This is a genomic window from Copranaerobaculum intestinale, assembly GCF_009831105.1.
Taxonomy (GTDB): Bacteria; Bacillota_I; Bacilli_A; order Erysipelotrichales; family Erysipelotrichaceae; genus Copranaerobaculum; species Copranaerobaculum intestinale.
Genome location: NZ_WUUQ01000004.1, coordinates 14,986 through 32,865 on the forward strand (window position 1 = coordinate 14,986; position 17,880 = coordinate 32,865).

The 17,880-nt window shown below is 44.7% G+C and carries 7 protein-coding genes; all 7 read left to right on the top strand.

The window, feature by feature from the left end; translation table 11 throughout:
- Nucleotides 1-90 precede the first annotated feature (90 nt).
- The 7 genes from GSF08_RS09545 (at nucleotide 91) to GSF08_RS09575 (ending at nucleotide 17,875) form a co-directional block, all read left to right on the top strand.
- On the top strand, nucleotides 91-7,701 hold the full coding sequence (locus tag GSF08_RS09545; protein WP_160625578.1) for an MSCRAMM family protein: 7,611 nt from the start codon (nucleotides 91-93) through the stop codon (nucleotides 7,699-7,701).
- A 284-nt stretch (nucleotides 7,702-7,985) separates the two neighbouring features.
- Nucleotides 7,986-11,489: a pyruvate:ferredoxin (flavodoxin) oxidoreductase gene (gene nifJ / locus GSF08_RS09550; RefSeq protein ID WP_160625579.1), complete on the top strand. Its 3,504-nt coding sequence runs from the start codon at nucleotides 7,986-7,988 to the stop codon at nucleotides 11,487-11,489.
- A 249-nt stretch (nucleotides 11,490-11,738) separates the two neighbouring features.
- Nucleotides 11,739-12,569 (top strand): PRD domain-containing protein, encoded by an 831-nt coding sequence (locus tag GSF08_RS09555; RefSeq protein ID WP_160625580.1) that lies wholly within the window; start codon nucleotides 11,739-11,741, stop codon nucleotides 12,567-12,569.
- A 134-nt stretch (nucleotides 12,570-12,703) separates the two neighbouring features.
- The gene (locus tag GSF08_RS09560) at nucleotides 12,704-14,128 is read left to right on the top strand and encodes a PTS transporter subunit EIIC (RefSeq protein WP_160625581.1); all 1,425 of its coding nucleotides are present in this window, start codon (nucleotides 12,704-12,706) and stop codon (nucleotides 14,126-14,128) included.
- 1 nt (nucleotide 14,129) lies between these two features.
- Nucleotides 14,130-15,530 (top strand): serine hydrolase domain-containing protein, encoded by a 1,401-nt coding sequence (locus GSF08_RS09565; RefSeq protein WP_160625582.1) that lies wholly within the window; start codon nucleotides 14,130-14,132, stop codon nucleotides 15,528-15,530.
- 54 nt (nucleotides 15,531-15,584) lie between these two features.
- The gene (locus tag GSF08_RS09570; RefSeq protein ID WP_160625583.1) at nucleotides 15,585-16,058 is read left to right on the top strand and encodes a PTS sugar transporter subunit IIA; all 474 of its coding nucleotides are present in this window, start codon (nucleotides 15,585-15,587) and stop codon (nucleotides 16,056-16,058) included.
- 173 nt (nucleotides 16,059-16,231) lie between these two features.
- The gene (locus GSF08_RS09575) at nucleotides 16,232-17,875 is read left to right on the top strand and encodes a putative manganese-dependent inorganic diphosphatase (protein WP_160625584.1); all 1,644 of its coding nucleotides are present in this window, start codon (nucleotides 16,232-16,234) and stop codon (nucleotides 17,873-17,875) included.
- The last annotated feature ends 5 nt before the right edge of the window (nucleotides 17,876-17,880 follow it).

Sequence of the window (17,880 nt, forward strand, 5' to 3'; positions counted from 1 at the left end):
AGTTTTTATGAAAATCGAATATCCTTTTCCAACTGGGCACATATAATAGAGTGTCTTGAAGTATGTGTGTGATATCGAAGGAGGATAAAGATGAATTCATGGAGAAATGTAGTATTCGGCAGATGTATTCCTAGTCTTCTGGCAACGATTGGCCCGGATGACTGCCAGCCTAATTCTTCGGGGTCACTGGATGTCATCGTCCAGCTTAAGGATATAGCAGGCAACGTATCACCGTTGCCGGATGGTCTATTTTTGACAGTCAGTGATTCTAAGGAAACGATGCAGACGCTGCCGTTGGCAGCCAATGATGATGGTATTGCTCATCTGACATTAACCGATATGACCGGGGTAGAGGCAGTTGCGGTCTTGACCGATAAGGATGGTTACCAGATGATGAACGGGGACCGTTTTATGATTCGCTATGTGGTGGATGAGGAAGTGCAGGAAGAGGATTATGCTCATATATACTTCCGCAACGATCATCATGAACTGCGTATCGAATGTATGAAGCAGGATCCGACAGAATTAGAGCTTTACACAGTAAAACGCAATGAATTTAATGAAATCGTGCCGCTTGAGGATGATGACTGTTATGTCGTGCATATCACGCAGTCAAAACGAGATCACGTGGTCACACTGGATCGCGGTAATGATCACCACGTTACGCTTCAGGATGTGTTCAGCGGTATGGTGTGCATCCATATGGAAGATGCAGAGGGTTATGCGTTGAGCTATCGTTTCAATAACGGACCGGAAACCGATTGCGGTGAAATGGATATTTTAGCCGGCACGCATAACGAAGCACAGTTGATCCTCACCAAGAAGCCATCGAATATATTGACATTGACTAAGCTGATCCGCGAGGATGACGGTACCCTGGTTGTACCGCAGAATGGATGCTTCTCGGTACATGTATTGGGTGCTTCGATGGATCAGATCGTGATGTTGAATGAAGCCAACCATTTTACCGCTGATCTATTCGATATGTGTCCGGGCACGTATTCCATCAGTGAAGAATGCACCGGCGGCTATGAGGTAAGCTACATTGTGAACGGAATGCCGGAATGTAATTATGCCCAGGTGGAAATGGATGCCTGTGACAGCAACGACGTTATGATCATCAATTCGTATCCGGTGAGTGATGACTGCTGTGGATCACGTTTGCGCATTTGCAAGTATATCCGTGATGATCATGGGCGGCTGAATCGGCCATGCGGCTGTGAAAGCTTTAAGGTCATGCTTACCGGCTGCGGCCGTCAGGAAGTATTTAATTTAAACGAGTCTAATAATTGGTGTGTGGATATTGATACGATCTGCAGCGGCTATTATGAGGTATGCGAGCTAGACTGCAATGAATACAGCACTTCTTATATTGTGAACGGCGGCGAAGAAATGACAACTGCCTGTGTCAATGTGAGTGAGGGCTTCTCCAACAGTGTTAAAGTGGTCAACACCGAACGCTGTAAAGGAAGGGTTACCATCAGCAAATATATTCGTAATGAAAATGGTGAGCTGGTGCGTCCGAAACGTGATTATGTGTTTTATGCGACGCTGAAAAGCTATTTCATGAAAGAGAGCTTTGTGCTGAACGAGGCGAATGATTGGTGTGTCAGCTTCGATAATCTTCGCGAAGGCAGTTATGAAGTCAAGGAACAGTGTCTGGATGATATGGACACATGGTATATGGTAAACGGCTGCCCGATGAATCGTAAAGCTCGTTTCATCGTAGAGGGAAGTGGCACCAATGAAGTAAAAATCGTTAATGAAGAACGTCCTAGTCACATCGGTACGCTGACGATCTGCAAGATGATGGAAACCGAAGGCGGAGCATTGGTAAAGCCGTCCGGCAGTGATCGTTTTGAAATTCGGCTGGAAGGCGGCGGAGAATGTGTGGATACGACCCTTTCATACCGTAATGGTTGGAGAATCTGTGCGGATGATCTGCGCCAGGGAACATATTGTGTCAGCGAGTTGAACAGTGAGAATGTACGCTATCTGGTTGATGGCTGTGAACGCAGCTGTGCCTGTGTGGAAATGGATGAATGTCCGCATGAGATCGTTATTATCAACCCGGAGGATCGCTTTGGCACACTGCGTATCTGCAGCCGCATTGAAACCTGCGACGGCGATCTCAACCGACCGGATGATCGTGAATGCTTCACGGTGCTGGTAGAAGGCCGCAAATTCTCTAAGGAATATGTGTTAAGCTGTGAGAATAACTGGTGTATCAGCATGGATCAGCTACCAAAGGGACGCTACCGCATTTACCAGAAGGATGATTATGGTTATCTGGTAAGCTATGAAATCAACGGAAAACGCAAAAACCGTGCTTCAGTTTCATTATATGAACAGGATATCGAAGTAACGATCATCAATCAGGTCCGCACCTGTGTCGGAGAAGTCTGCATCAGTAAGTGGATATGTGACGACGGTGAGCTGTATACGCCGGAATATGGCTGCTATGAAATAGAGCTGAAAGGCCGTCGGTACAAGGAATGCTTTACGCTGGATGCGGAGAATAGCTTTACAGTTTGTCTGAATGATCTGGAGGAAGGCAAATATCATGTGAAGGAAATCAAGGGAAATGGTCGTATTTTAATCAATGGCTGCGACAGTGACGGTTCCTTTATAGTAGGCCGTAGTGATATTGATATCAGAGTAGTAAATGACACGATACCGGTACCGCTTGTAACGATTGAAAAACAGCTCAAGGATGAGTGCGGCAATTTATGTAAGCCAGAAGAGGATGACTGTTTCGAAATTCTGGTGGAAGGCAAAAACTGCCGAGACTACTATACGCTGGACTGCACCAACGACTGGAAGATCTGTCTGGATCAGCTGGAAGCAGGCATGTATCACATTTATGAAAAAGCATGCGGCTATGAAGTAAGCTTTATGATTGACGGAGAGTGCCGCAATGACGGCAGCTTCTCAGTTGCAAAGAAAGATGTCCACATCCTGATGATCAACGAAATGCTTCCGCATGCCGATGTTGAAGTCAGCAAGTGGATTCGTGATGAGAGCGGGATGCTGGTAAGACCGCATCGAGATGAATGCTTTGAAATTAAGATCGAGGGGGAATCGTACTGTCAGACCTTTGATCTCAATTATGACAACAACTGGTGTTTATGTCTGGATGATTTACGGCCGGGAAGATATGAGATCAAGGAGGCCATGTGTCCGGAATACGATGCAAGCTTTATCATCGATGATAAAGAAATGACGCAGGGTATCTTCTTTGTTGATATGAATGATGTAGAGATCAAGGTCATCAATCAGGATCGGGTAACCGGAAATCTGGATATCTGTGCATTTGTAAGAGAGGGCGGAAGCCTGTATGATCCGATCGACAGCGATGCTTTTACATTCTGTATCGCCAAGGACGGCTGCAATGAAGAATATACACTCGACTGCAGCAACGACTGGTGCATTCGATTAGAGAATCTGTACAGCGGTATTTATCGTATCAGTGCGGCAGACAGCGATTATCAAATGGAAGTAGAAGTAGACGGCTGTCCGGTTATGGAAGGCCGGGTACCGGTTGACTGCGGGGATACGGCAGTTAAACTGATTTTTGCGAAAATTGGCTGTGATGTGCATGTATGTAAGTGCATGATGGAAGAGGAGTGTCTGATAAAGCCGACCAATGATCAGCACTTCACAATGAAGCTGAGCGGTGAGGGACGTGAAGAAACCCTGCATCTCACACATCGTAACAATTTTGAGATGACAGTACACGATGTGAAAAATGGCCGCTATGAAATTGTTGAAATCAATCATGAGGGCTTTGAAACGATGTATGAGATCAATGGCTGTGAACAGATGGACGGTCGATTTGAAGTAATGGATGAGGATGTGGATATTACGGTAATCAATGAAGAAATGCAGAACAGCGGCATCCTGAGTATTCACGCAATGATCCGCGACTGTAATAACAATCTGCTTTCACCGAGCGGCAATATGCGTTTCCATGTTGATGTGGAAAGCCGTGAGTTTTCAAATCACTATGTTCTCAGCAGCGCCAATCAATGGAGAGTTGAAATTGCCGGATTGAAACAAGCTCGTTACAGCATTGTCCAGGAGCTGGAAGAGGGCATGGAAAAAGTGCGCTACCGCATCAATGGGGGAAGAGAACTGAATCATGCGATGGTTTCCATCAGTGAACAGGATCAAAGTGTTGAGATCATTAATGTGATGGACTGTAATAAGGGAAGTATTTCTATCTGCAAACTCTATCGTGACAACAGCTGCGGCTGTTTAAGCAAGCCGATTGGCGATGAAGCTTATAAGATTGTGCTGAGTGGTCCTGCCGAAGACCGCGAGTACGTTCTGAATGCGGAAAATGAGTATTGTGTCAAAGCTGAAATGCTGGATGACGGCATGTATCTGATTAAGGAAGTGCCGATTGTGGGCAATCAGGTAACGTATATGGTAGACGGAGGGAAGGAAACCAAGGAAGCAGTTGTGCATGTTTTGGGATCTGCTCATCAGGTGAAGGTGATCAATAGCTCCGCATCCGGTGACTCAGCTATTCAAATTTGTAAGTTTATCCGCAGCGACGGCAGCTTAAGCCGGCCGTCAAGGGGCACCTATCAGGTGGTATTGAGAAGCGGCAATTTCTCACAGGAATTTACGCTGAATCAGGCAAATCGCTACTGTGTCAAAGTTGATCAGCTGCAAGACGGCGTCTATGAGGTTGAAGAACTAGGCGGCAGAGATGTCACTTATATCGTTGATGGCAAAGCAGAGACGCAAACGGCTCGCGTATCGGTAAACGGCGGCAGCCATAGCATCAGTGTGATCAACCGCGAGGGTGAAAGCGATGCCGGCAGTATTCGTATCTGTAAATATTTGAGAAATGCCGGCGGCGAACTGGTGAAGCCTGCTTCATCGGCTGTGTTTGAAGCAGTACTGGAAGGTCCGGGGATGGCAAAAACAATGATCCTGAGCGCTGCCAACAACTGGTGCGCGGCTGCTGATGATTTACAAGCAGGCACTTATCGGATCATGGAGAAAAACAGCGGCGATAACACCGTCTCATATATGGTGAATGATGAAGCGGAGAGCGATGAAGCTTATATTGAAGTAGACGGCAGTGCGAATGAGGTAAAAATTATCAATACGCCAAGTGTCCAAGACCGCGGCTCGATTACCCTGCGCAAATATGTACGCAGCGCTGACAATCAAATGATGCAGCCGGATTCATCGGCCCGCTATCGTATCCATGTCAGTAAGTCCGGCTTCAATCGAACCATTACGCTGGATAAAAATAATAACTTTACGATGATCTTAAGTAATCTCACTGACGGCAACTACACCGTAGAAGAATTAGGCGATCATCAGGTAACCTATATCATCGATGGCGGAAATGAAGTGAATTTCGCTGTCGTAACCGTACTTGGCTCAGCTCATCAGGTAGATATCATCAATCAGGAGGAAACAAAGGATAACGGTACCATTCAGATTTGCAAATATATCCGTGATACTGCGGGAGATTTGATTCGTCCCAGCGGCAACCGTGAATTTGAAGTACAGATATCAAAAGCCGGATACAATGAAACAAAAAAGCTGAATCGGATGAATAACTGGTGTGTGACGCTGGAAAATCTGAAGCCGGGTAATTATACGGTGCAGGAAATGAACAACGGCGATGATGTCACCTATATCGTCAATGACGGCAGTGAAATCGATTATGCGGTAGTTTATGTCAATGGGGAAGCAAATACGGTTCAGATCATTAACCGAAGCGAAGCTTCGCAGGGCGGAAGCTTGCATTTGTGTAAGTTTATCCGCAACACGCAGGGACAGTTGATTCGTCCCAGCGGTGATGCGAAATATTTGATGCATGTTTCTGGACCGGGGCTGAATCTGACCCGTACCCTGGATCGTGACAACGACTGGTGTGATACGCTGAATAACCTGCCAACTGGAACGTATGTACTGCAGGAGCTGTCTACAGCCGATAAAGTAACGTATATTATCAACAATGGTTCGGAGGTGGACAATGCGATCGTCCGCATTGATCAAACCGCCAGCCATGTGCAGGTCATCAATACCGCCCTGTCACCAAGCGGCGGCAGTATTCAGCTTTGCAAGTATATCCGCGATGAACGCGGCTTACTGGTTCGTCCCAGCGGTGATGCAGAGTTTTTGATGCATATATCCGGTCCGGGACTCAATACCGGTACAAAGCTGAACCGTGATAATAATTGGTGCACTGTATATGACCGGCTGGGAGAGGGAACTTATGTACTCCAGGAAATTACTACCGGCGACAAGGTCACCTATATTGTCAACGGCGGCAGTGAAGTGGATAACGGCATCATCGATGTCCGCGGCAACACCAATATCGTACAAGTGGTCAATTCCCAGATGACGCCGCCGCAGGGCGGAACGATTCAAATCTGCAAGTATCTGAGAAACAGCGATAACCAGTTGGTGAAGCCAAGCGGTGCAGCCAGCTATCAGGTGCGTATCACCGCGGCCGGATATAATGAGATACAGCGTCTTGACAACACCAACAACTGGTGTGTTAAGCTTGAAAATTTAAGCAACGGCAACTATACGATCAGTGAAGTGGATAATCCGAATAAAGTATCTTATATCATCAACGATGGCAGTGAAGTGGATTATGCCACGGTCTTTGTCAACCATGACGTAAATGAAGTAAAGATGATCAATTATCCTGGTGTATCTACCGGCTCCATCACCTTACGCAAACGTATCAAGTCGGCAGACGGCTCAGAGAGCGCACCGGTACTGGGAGATGAATTCTCAGTTGCGCTGATGTCCGCAAATTTCTATCAGATCTATACGCTGAATTATGATAATCGCTTTATCGAAACGATCAGTGATCTGCCGAAGGGCACATATACGGTACAGGAAGCAGATAATTCCGGAGAATATCAGGTGACGTATCGGATCAATAACCAGGCACCGGTGGAGATTGGTCAGCTGAATGTTGACAATAATGCTAATCACGTGGATATCATCAATGAGCTGACAGCCGATGCCAATAGTTTGGAATTCATGAAGTTTGTAGTACAGGAAAACGGTACCTTGGGCAAGCCGCGAAACGATGAAGTGTTCCAAGTGATCGTGCAGGGGCCAAGTGTGAATGAAACCGTTGAACTGAACCAGGCAAACAACTGGTATCACTATATGAACAATCTTCCGGAGGGCAATTATACGCTCCGGGAATCCCAAGCAGCCGGCTATACGACATCTTATATTGTAAACGGCGGTGAGCCGCTTGCGGAAGCAGCCTTCTTTGTTGGGCCGGATGTAAGCAATTTGGTGGAAATATTGAATACGGCCGATGATCAGGCAGTACGCGGCTCAATTACCGCTCAGGTCATGGTCGAGGATGCTGACGGTATTCTGCATAAGCCGCAGCCAAAGCAGGAGTTCCATGTGCGTTTCAGCGGTGAGGATATTGATCAGGTAGTTGCACTGAATCAAAACAACCGTTTCATGTATATCAATGAGCAGTTGGATACCGGCACTTACTATGTCGAAGCACAGGATTCCTATGGCTATGAACCGTATTATCGGATCAACGGTGGTGAGAAGCAGCCCTATGCACGAGTGAATGTTGTCGATTCCCGCAATCATAATGTAACTTGTGTCATGAAGCAGGTACGGCCGCTGTATGAATCCGATCAAAAAAACGATCATTCTATCAGTATTGTAATCGAATAGAGTAACCGATATTGAAAAAGGGCAGCCTCAGCTGCCTTTTTTATGTTTATTTTTCTGTTCATACAAATTAATAAATTCACAAGTTTTTGATATGGAGATTGTAAGAACTTTCCAAGGCAGAAATTATTTCCAGCTATTAATCGTGTATTTTTTCACAAGGGTGAGGTAAAAATTTATGGAAATTGGAGGAATTTATAAAGAAAACACCAAAAAATGCACAATAAAAACTGGCAATATAGGTTCGTAAGGGCTATAATAAGAAAGGACTATAAGGAGGAAAACAAATGACAAAACAGTTTATGTCAATGGATGGTAATACCGCTACTGCGCATTGCGCCTATGCGTTTACCGAATTGTCTGCTATCTACCCGATCACTCCGTCTTCACCGATGGCTGAAGTTGTTGATGTTTGGGCAAGTCAGGGACGTAAAAATCTTTTCGACACGGTCGTAAAGGTTGCTGAGCTTCAATCTGAGGGCGGTGCAGCCGGCGCTGTACACGGTGCTCTGCAGGCTGGAACCCTTGCGACAACCTTCACAGCATCCCAGGGATTGCTGCTGATGATTCCTAATATTTACAAAATGGTCGGCGAAATGCTGCCGGGCGTACTGCACGTTTCTGCACGTGCACTGGCTTCCCGTGCACTGAATATCTTCGGTGACCATGAAGATATCTATGCATGCAGACAGACTGGTATCTGCATGATGGCTTCTCACTCCGTACAGGAAGCAATGGATCTGGCCGGTGTTGCACATCTTTCCGCAATCAAGGCACAGGTTCCGTTCATGCATTTCTTTGACGGATTCCGTACTTCACATGAAATTCAGAAGATTGAAGTCATGGATACTGAAGTATTTAAAGATATGATTGACTATTCAGCACTGGACGCATACCGTGCCAGAGCGTTGAATCCGCACACTAACCCGGTTACCCGCGGCGGTGCGGAAAACGATGATATCTTCTTCCAGGGTGTAGAAGCAAGAAACAGCCACTACGATGCCGTACCGGATGTTGTTGCTGACTATATGAAGAAAATCTCAGAAATCACGGGACGTGAATATGCACCGTTCACGTATTATGGTGCAGAAGATGCAGAACGTGTTATTGTGGCAATGTGTTCGGTAACGGAAACAATTAAAGAAACCGTAGATGCGTTATGCGCACAGGGAGAAAAGGTCGGCTTGATCAAGGTTCATCTGTATCGTCCGTTCTCCGTGAAATACTTAGAAGCAGTTCTGCCGAAGAGCGTGAAGAAGATTGCGGTACTCGACCGTACCAAGGAAACCGGCGCTACCGGGGAGCCTCTGTACCTGGATGTATTGGCTGCTCTGCACGGTCACAAAGACATCGAAATCGTTGGCGGCCGCTATGGCTTAGGTTCAAAAGATACGCAGCCTTGCCATATCAAAGCGGTTTATGATCACCTGAAACAGGACAATCCGTTCACCGGCTTTACCGTTGGCATCAACGATGATGTAACCAACCTGAGCCTGCCTTATGATGAAAGCTTCCAGGTGAATGCAGACTACACGAGCTGCCTGTTCTGGGGACTTGGATCAGACGGTACGGTTTCTGCCAATAAATCAACTGTTAAGATCATCGGTGACAATACCGATCAGTATGCACAGGCTTACTTTGCATATGACTCCAAGAAAGCCGGCGGGGTAACGCGTTCACACCTGCGCTTCGGCAACTCACCGATTCATTCTACGTACTATATTAATAATGCTGACTTCGTTTCCTGCTCATTGGATGCCTATATGTTTAAATATGACATGGTAAGAAACCTGAAAGACGGCGGTTCCTTCTTATTGAATACCACATTCTCGAAAGAGGAAATTGTGGAGCACATGCCTAACCGCATGAAGGTACAGCTGGCTAAAAAACATGCTAAGCTGTTTATTATCAACGCCACAAAGATCGCTCAGGAGATCGGCATGGGCCGCAGAACGAATACGATCCTGCAGTCTGCGTTCTTCGCTTTGAATGAGCAGATCATGCCGTATGCAACAGCAGTTGATCTGATGAAAGCAGCGGCTAAAAAATCTTACTCCAAAAAGGGTGATGCTGTGGTTCAGTTGAACTACAAAGCAATCGACGCCGGCAAAGACGGCATCGAAGAGGTTGCTGTAGATCCAAGCTGGGCAGAGTTGACTTACAATGCTGGCCGCAAGCTGACCGGTGATGAATATTTTGATAATCATGTTGCCGCAATCAATGGTCTGGAAGGCTATGATATGCCGGTATCTGCATTTACCGGAGATTTCCTGCTGGATGGTTCGATCCGCAATGATGTTTCCTTTAAGGAAAAACGTACGATTGCGGTTCAGGTACCGACATGGCACCCAGAAAATTGTATCCAGTGTGGATTCTGTAGCTTTGTTTGTCCGCATGCGACCATTCGTCCATTCCTGCTGACGGAAGAAGAAATTAAGAATGCTCCGATGGAATTCAAGACCATCCAGGCAATGGGCAAAGGTGTTGAAAACATGCAGTACCGCATTCAGGTTACACCGGCAAACTGTGTCGGCTGTGGTCTGTGCGTTGTGGAATGTCCAGGTAAAGCCGGTAAGAAGGCACTGGAAATGGTTGACATCAACGAAAAATTGGATCAGGAGCCATTGGCTGACTATCTGTTCAAAGAGGTTGATTATAAGAGTGAATATTTCCCAACTACTACGGTTAAGGGCTCACAGTTCCTGATGCCTTACTTTGAAGTATCCGGAAGCTGCCCGGGCTGTGGTGAAACTCCTTATTACAAATTGGTATCTCAGCTGTTCGGACGCGATATGCTGGTTGCGAATGCAACTGGATGTTCTTCCATCTATTGCGGATCTACCCCATCTACTCCGTTTGTAACGGATAAGAATGGTGAAGGTGTCGCTTGGGCGAACTCTTTATTCGAAGACAATGCGGAATTCGGCTATGGTATGGCACTGTCTCAAAACTATAAAGAAGCACGTATCCTGAAAACCATGGAAGAAAACATGGATAAGGTAGCTCCAGAGCTGAAAGAGGCATTTGCTTCTTATATCAGCGTACACGGAGATCGTGAAAAAGAAAGAGAATTGGCACCGGTTATCAAAGAGCTGGCTGCGAAATCTGATATTGATGCTGTAAAAGCATTGACCAAGGAAGATCTGGTAAGCAAATCTGTATGGATCATCGGTGGTGACGGATGGTCTTATGACATCGGTTACGGCGGACTTGATCATGTATTGGCAAATAATCTGAATGTAAACGTTCTGGTAATGGATACTGAAGTGTACTCCAATACCGGCGGTCAGTCTTCAAAATCTTCACAGGCTGCTTCCATTGCGAAATTTGCGGCCGGCGGTAAATCCACCGCGAAGAAAGACCTCGGCCAGATTGCTATGGCTTACGGTCATGTTTATGTGGCTCAGATTTCTATGGGTGCTGACAAGAACCAGACATTGAAAGCAATCCGTGAAGCGGAAAGCTATGATGGACCATCTTTGATCATCGCATACTCACCATGTGTTGAGCACGGTATTAAGGGCGGTCTGTCCAATCATCAGATTACCCAGAAGAAAGCGGTTGAATGTGGTTATGTAGATCTTTACCGCTACGATCCGAGAAATGAACAGCCGCTTACCATCGACTCTAAAGAACCGGATTACGAGAAGATGGTTGACTTCATGATGAATGAAACCCGTTATGCTCAGCTGCCGAAGTTAAAAGGTGAAACAGCATACGAAATGTTCGAAAAGACGAAGAAGGATGCTATGCGCCGTCACAAACGCTTAGTAAAACTGACTCAGGAATAATCGATCAAATGAAAAAGGGAAGCAAGTTTGCTTCTCTTTTTTTCAGATAACTTCCAGAAATTTCTGGAAAAGGGAGGATTGACAGAAGCGAAATCTCATTATAAGATATAGACAAATAGATACATTTATAAATTTATGTGAGATTGTTACTGTAGAAAACAGGCAAAACTTACTTTTCACAAGACTTGCTTTTAAGCGGTCGGAAAGTAGTTTTGTCTTTTTTTGTTTAAAAAGAAAGGAAGGATGAATATGCAGGTCGTTAAGGTATTCAACAACAATGCCGCTGCAGTAGTCCTTGAGGATGGCAGTGAAGCGATTGTCACCGGCAAGGGTGTCGGCTTTAGTAAAAAGCCGAAGGACTTTGTCAATCTAGGACGCGTTCAAAAGGTGTACACCATAGAGAAAAACAAGCGGAATCGTCTGTACCGGCTCATGGAAACAACCCCCTATGAATACATTCGGGTGTCAGAAGCCATTCTGGAAAAAGTGAAAAAAGAGCTGTATCCCAATATCAATGACTTGTGTTTATTCAGTCTTGTCGATCATATCTCTTTTGCTATTGAACGTGTTCAAAAGGGGATTGAGCTTCCCAATTTGATCCTAAGAGAAACTCGCTGGCTGTATCCTCAGGAGTATGATATTGCGAAGTGGGCATTACAGGAAATTCATCAAACCAGTCAGGTGCAGTTACCGGATGACGAAGCGGGTTATATTGTGCTTCACATTTTAAACGCATCCGGAACCAATAAGAAGGACAATCTATTGGATATCATGAACTGCACCAAGATCATTACCGGAATCATCGAGGAAGAGATGAAACTGGAAATCGATCAGAATGATTTTGATTATTACCGTTTTGTCATGCATGTTAAATACTTACTGTCGAAGCTGAAAACCGGGCAGGATCAGGCTCTGGCTAATGCCGATGAGCTTTACGCGATATTTATTGAAAAAGATGCAAAGCTGCGTAAGAGCATTGATCGGATCAATACCCTGATTCAGAAGGAATACGGGGTTTCCTTAAGCAGACAGGAAATTGTCTACTTGGCAATTCATATCACCAAGTTCATCAAACGATAAAAAGCATTGTTTCAACCGGAAAGGAAGAAGAAAGAGATGCGATGCTGAAAAGTCAATATGAAAAGCAGGAGGTGAGAGTGAGGAGCTTGAAAGAAGTACCGTCTACCAAATACAGAAAAAGGAGTGATGAAATTATGAAAAAGTATTGGAACCGATTTATGAATCAAATGAATAAGTTCGGCAAAGCTATGCTGCTGCCGATCGTCGTGCTGCCGCTTGGCGGTTTGCTGCTGTTTTTAGGAGATCCGACCATCCTGAATTTACCGGTATTGACTGCGGTGAGTTCTGTCGTATTCGGAAATATCGATCTGTTATTTGCAATTGGCGCAATCAGTGCATTCGCAAAAACCAAGGATAAAACCAGCCCGATCGTTGCGGTCGTCTTATCCTTGATGGCTTTTAAAAATGTGCTTACAACAGTTAATGAAAATGTAAGCATGGGTGTATTTGCCGGTATTTTGGTAGGTATCACCACGGTATTTATTTATAATCACAGCCGTGAGTGGAAAACCCCGAGCATGTTTAATTTCTTCACCGGTGATAAATTTGTTATCACGTTAGCACCGCTGTGTATGATTGCATTAGGCTGTATCTTCGCCTATGTATGGGCTCCAATTCAGGATGTTTTGAATACCTTTGCGATCTGGATCGGTTCCGCCGGAGTGATCGGCGTCATTATTTACGGTATTTTGAACCGTCTGTTGATCCCCATCGGACTGCATCATATTCTGAATGTTTATATCTTTTATGAAATGGGTTCTTTCGCTGTAAACGGCGGTATCGTAAAGGGAGAAATTGCTCGCTTTGCGGCCGGTGATCCTACGGCCGGTGCCTTTTTGGCCATGTACTTCGTTGTTACAATGTTTGGATTACCGGCAGTCTGCGCCGCTATCTACAATACTGCCAAGAAAGAGAAAAAATCAGAAATCAAAGGTGCGATGGTTACCAATGCCCTGACATCCTTTGTTACCGGTATTACCGAGCCGGTTGAATTTTCCTTTATGTTTGTCGGACCTCAGCTGTATGTCATGCACGCGTTGTTCACCGGTATTGCAGGCGGCTTTCTGTATCTTTTAAATGTTAAAGAAGGCTTAACCTTTGGATTCAGCTTCATCGACTATGTTGTACTTTATAATAAAGCTTCAGCGCCGCTTATGATCTTAGTGGTCGGTATTCCAATGGCCCTGCTGTACTATTTCAGTTTCCGTTACGTGATTGTTAAGAAGGATATCAAAACCCCGGGCCGTGAGGATGATATAGAATATGGTGAAGCAATCAGCGAGGATGAACAAAATCTGAAGCTGGCTCATACCAATTACCGCTATATGGCGAAAAAGGTATTAGAGAATCTGGGCGGTAAAGCGAATATTGTAGATATGGAAAACTGCATTACCCGTCTGCGTGTGGAATTAAAAGACGGCAAGCTGATCAATGAGGACAATATATTAAAGACTGGGGCAAAGGGAGTCGTTCATCTTGGCGACAATGCGATTCAGATTGTCATCGGTACTGATGTGAAATATATCATGCAGGAAATTGAAGCTTTGATGGAGGATTGATATGTTGAAGATGCGAGAAGAAACCATCTGCCATTTTCTTGATATTCTGAAGCGCCGGCATATCGAATGTCATGCTTTGAGTATTTGTCAGAATGATCAGCTTCTGATTGAGGAAGCTTTTCATCCATATGAACTGGAGAAACTGCATCCCGTATATTCGGTTACCAAGTCCTTTACCTCAATGGCGATCGGATTTCTGGAAGCAGAACAGAGGATTGATATTGAAAAGCCATGGATATCCTATTTTCCTGAGTATCGAAACGATGTGGAAGATCCGGCATTTTTGCAGGTTACGATTCGCCATCTGCTGACGATGTCTTTGGGACAGGACTGCGAGGTGGAGGTGATGAGGGGGGATCATTGGATTCAGACAATTTTGGGAAAGAAGCTGGCATATGCTCCGGGTTCAGTATTTTTCTATAACAGTCATTGTTCACATATGCTGTCTGCCCTTGTAACAAAGCTTACCGGGGAAAAAATGAGCGAGTATTTAAGACCACGATTGTTTGCTCCGCTGCAGATCGTTGATTATTACTGGCAGGAGGATCAGCAGGGTTTGTCGATCGGCGGCTATGGTCTGCACCTGCGTATTCACGATTTGATGAAATTCGGTAAATGCTGTTTGGATCATGGGACTTATAAGGGATTGCAGGTACTTTCAGAATCCTGGCTGAAGCAAGCAACCAGCTATCAAATGAAAAATGTGAATGTTTATCCGGCACAACGAAGTGAAAATCGACAGGGTTATGGTCTGCATTTCTGGATGTGTACAAGAGGCGGCTATCGGATGTCCGGTCTGCATGCTCAGCTGTGCTTCATTCAGCCGGAAAATAATCTGGTCGTTGCGATGTTTAATAATTCAACCGGCAGTCAGGCGATTTTGGATTGTTTATTTGAAGCGATGGAGGATCAGCCGGAAACTGCACCGATACCCGTGTTTAAAATATTACCGCTATCTGGTACATCTAAAGAAACGGTCTTAGATCCATGGCTGCATGAATTGATTCCTGCTGGTGTAAATGATTTTAAATTGGATTGGATTCGCTTTGAATCAGAGGATGACAAAATTCAAATTCATATCAGCCGCAATCAGCAGACGTACTGCGTATTAGCAGGATATAACAGTTGGCTGGCACAGGATAATCAGTTCCATACTTTTAATACGTTTATGTCTTATGATAGTCTGTGCAATGAACAGCCCAGCACGGTTGATAATACTTTATTTGCATCCTATGCCTGGATAACGCCGACCACGCTGAAGGTTGTCATACGTGAGCATGATCATTCTGCGGTGACAACCTTGACCTTTGCATTTGATCGTTATCATGTTGTACTGTATTATCATATCGACGGTTTATATACGAATCTGACTGAAACAAAGTGTGTCTTCAAACGACTATGAGAAATGTAAATATTCATAGATTGCATGAATATTGCAGATGGGGAGGAAATGATGATGTTTAAATTTTTTAAAAAGAAAGCTGTTCATGTATATGCACCGGTTGACGGTATTCAAATTCCTCTGGAAGCGGTAAATGACCCGGTATTCGCAACAAAGATGATCGGTGCAGGGGCAGCCTTTGAACTATCGGGGGATACGATATATTCACCATGTGCAGGAACGATTCATTTGATTGCGGATACACTTCATGCTTTCGGTATCGTTATGCCCGGCGGTATTGAAATTCTCATCCATGTCGGTCTGGAAACGGTCCGCCTGAAAGGGCAGGGATTAACACCGCTGAGAAAACAAGGAGATTCAGTTCAAGTGGGGACGCCGCTGCTTAAAATTGATCGTGGATTCATGAAGGAGCAGCAGGTGGATCTGACCACGATTGTGGTTATCGTGAAAGATAACGGTCTGCATACTGTGCTTTGTGACAATACGCAAGTAAGCAGCGGCACTACCGAAATCTTCACGCTGCAATGATGCATACAGGATTATGAATGGATTTATCGGTTATGAAGACTCTTCGATCCTGAATATATCATGCAATTTCTAAAAGAAGCAGCTGTCTGCTTCTTTTTTCTTGAATAGTATGATTTGCTTTTTCTCTAGTTTTTGGTTATGATTATGTGTACTTTAAGAAAGCGAGGGGAATTATGGAAGATATTATTCATATTATCGGACATAAAAATCCTGATACCGATTCAATCGTATCGGCGATTGCATATGCGGAATTAAAGCGCCGCCTGGGGATTAGTGCGATCGCGTGCCGAATCGGAGAATTAAATTCAGAAACAACCTACATCCTGAATAAATTTAACGTTCAGGAGCCGATTTATATTCAAAATGCAAAACTGAAGCTGTATGATGTACCATTTGATCAGCCGCTGACTATCACCAAGGAGAAAACACTGAAAGAAGCATGGGATAAAATGTGTGTGAGCACAGATCAGGGACGCAGTACATCGCTGTACGTGGTTGATTCTGACAATCGCCTGATCGGCGTTGTATCACTATCAGATATTGCCCATATCCTGCTGAATCCCAGGGCGAATATCAAAGCGCTGATGGCGGAAACACCGGTAGAAAATATCTGTGAGGTGCTGGACGGAAATCTGGTATATAAACCTGATCGTTTCCGGCGGAAGGGAAATGTGCATATCATAACCTCCAATCATCATGACCGCCATGAAATTGATTTTAGAGACAGCGTTGTCGTGATGAGTGATGATTTAAGCCTGCAGCGTCATGTGGTAGAAAACGGTGCTTCCTGTTTGATTCTGGCAGGAGTTGATATCATTTCAAAGGGTATTGTCGAAAGTGCAAAAGAAAACGGATGTATTATCGTACAGACGATGAAATCAATGATGGATGTAGCAAATATCATCTATCAGGCGATTCCGGTATCCAGCATTATGTGCCGAAAGGTGGTATCCTTTGACAATCATCAGTATATTGATGACGTCTATAAGAAAATGTCCCAGTCGCGTTTTCGTTCCTACCCGGTGTTAAACAATCAGGGCCGTGTACTTGGGGCAATCAGCCGTTATCACTTACTGAATTATCAGAAAAAGAAATTTATCTTGGTCGATCACAATGAAACATCACAAAGCATTGATGATCTCCGCGATGCGGAAATTCTGGAGATCGTCGATCATCATCGGATCGGAGATGTGGAGACCAGCAGTCCGGTGCGCTTTCGTAATGAAATTATCGGTTCAACCTGTTCAATCATCGCCATGATGTATAAGGAACAGAATATGGAGCCCGATTCCGTCACTGCAGCGCTCATGTGTTATGGAATTATTTCAGATACGATGAATTTCAACTCACCGACTACTACGCCGGTCGACCGAATCTTGGCAGAATGGCTGGCAGGCATAGCCGACATTAATCTAAGCGGCATCGCTCCGGATATGTTCAAGGCAGTCGCTACGCTGAAAGGTAAAACGCTTTCTGAAATCCTCTATAATGACTTTAAAGAATACAATATCGATGGAAAGCGAATCGCGATCGGTCAGATTAATCTGGCTGATAAACAGGAAATGGTTGATATTAAACGAGATTTCATCGAATACCTAAAAACAATCAATACAATCAACAAATTCGATCTGTTGATGATGTGTTTTACCGATGTTGAAGGAAAAGGAAGCAATTTAGTGTTTATCGGTGAACTAAGTTGGATTGTCGATGAAGCTTTCAAAGAAGATATTATGGATGAACAGTATTTCGTAGATAGTGTTATTTCACGTAAAAAACAGATAATTCCAGCTTTGTCAAAAATCATAAAGGAAGCATAAAACCT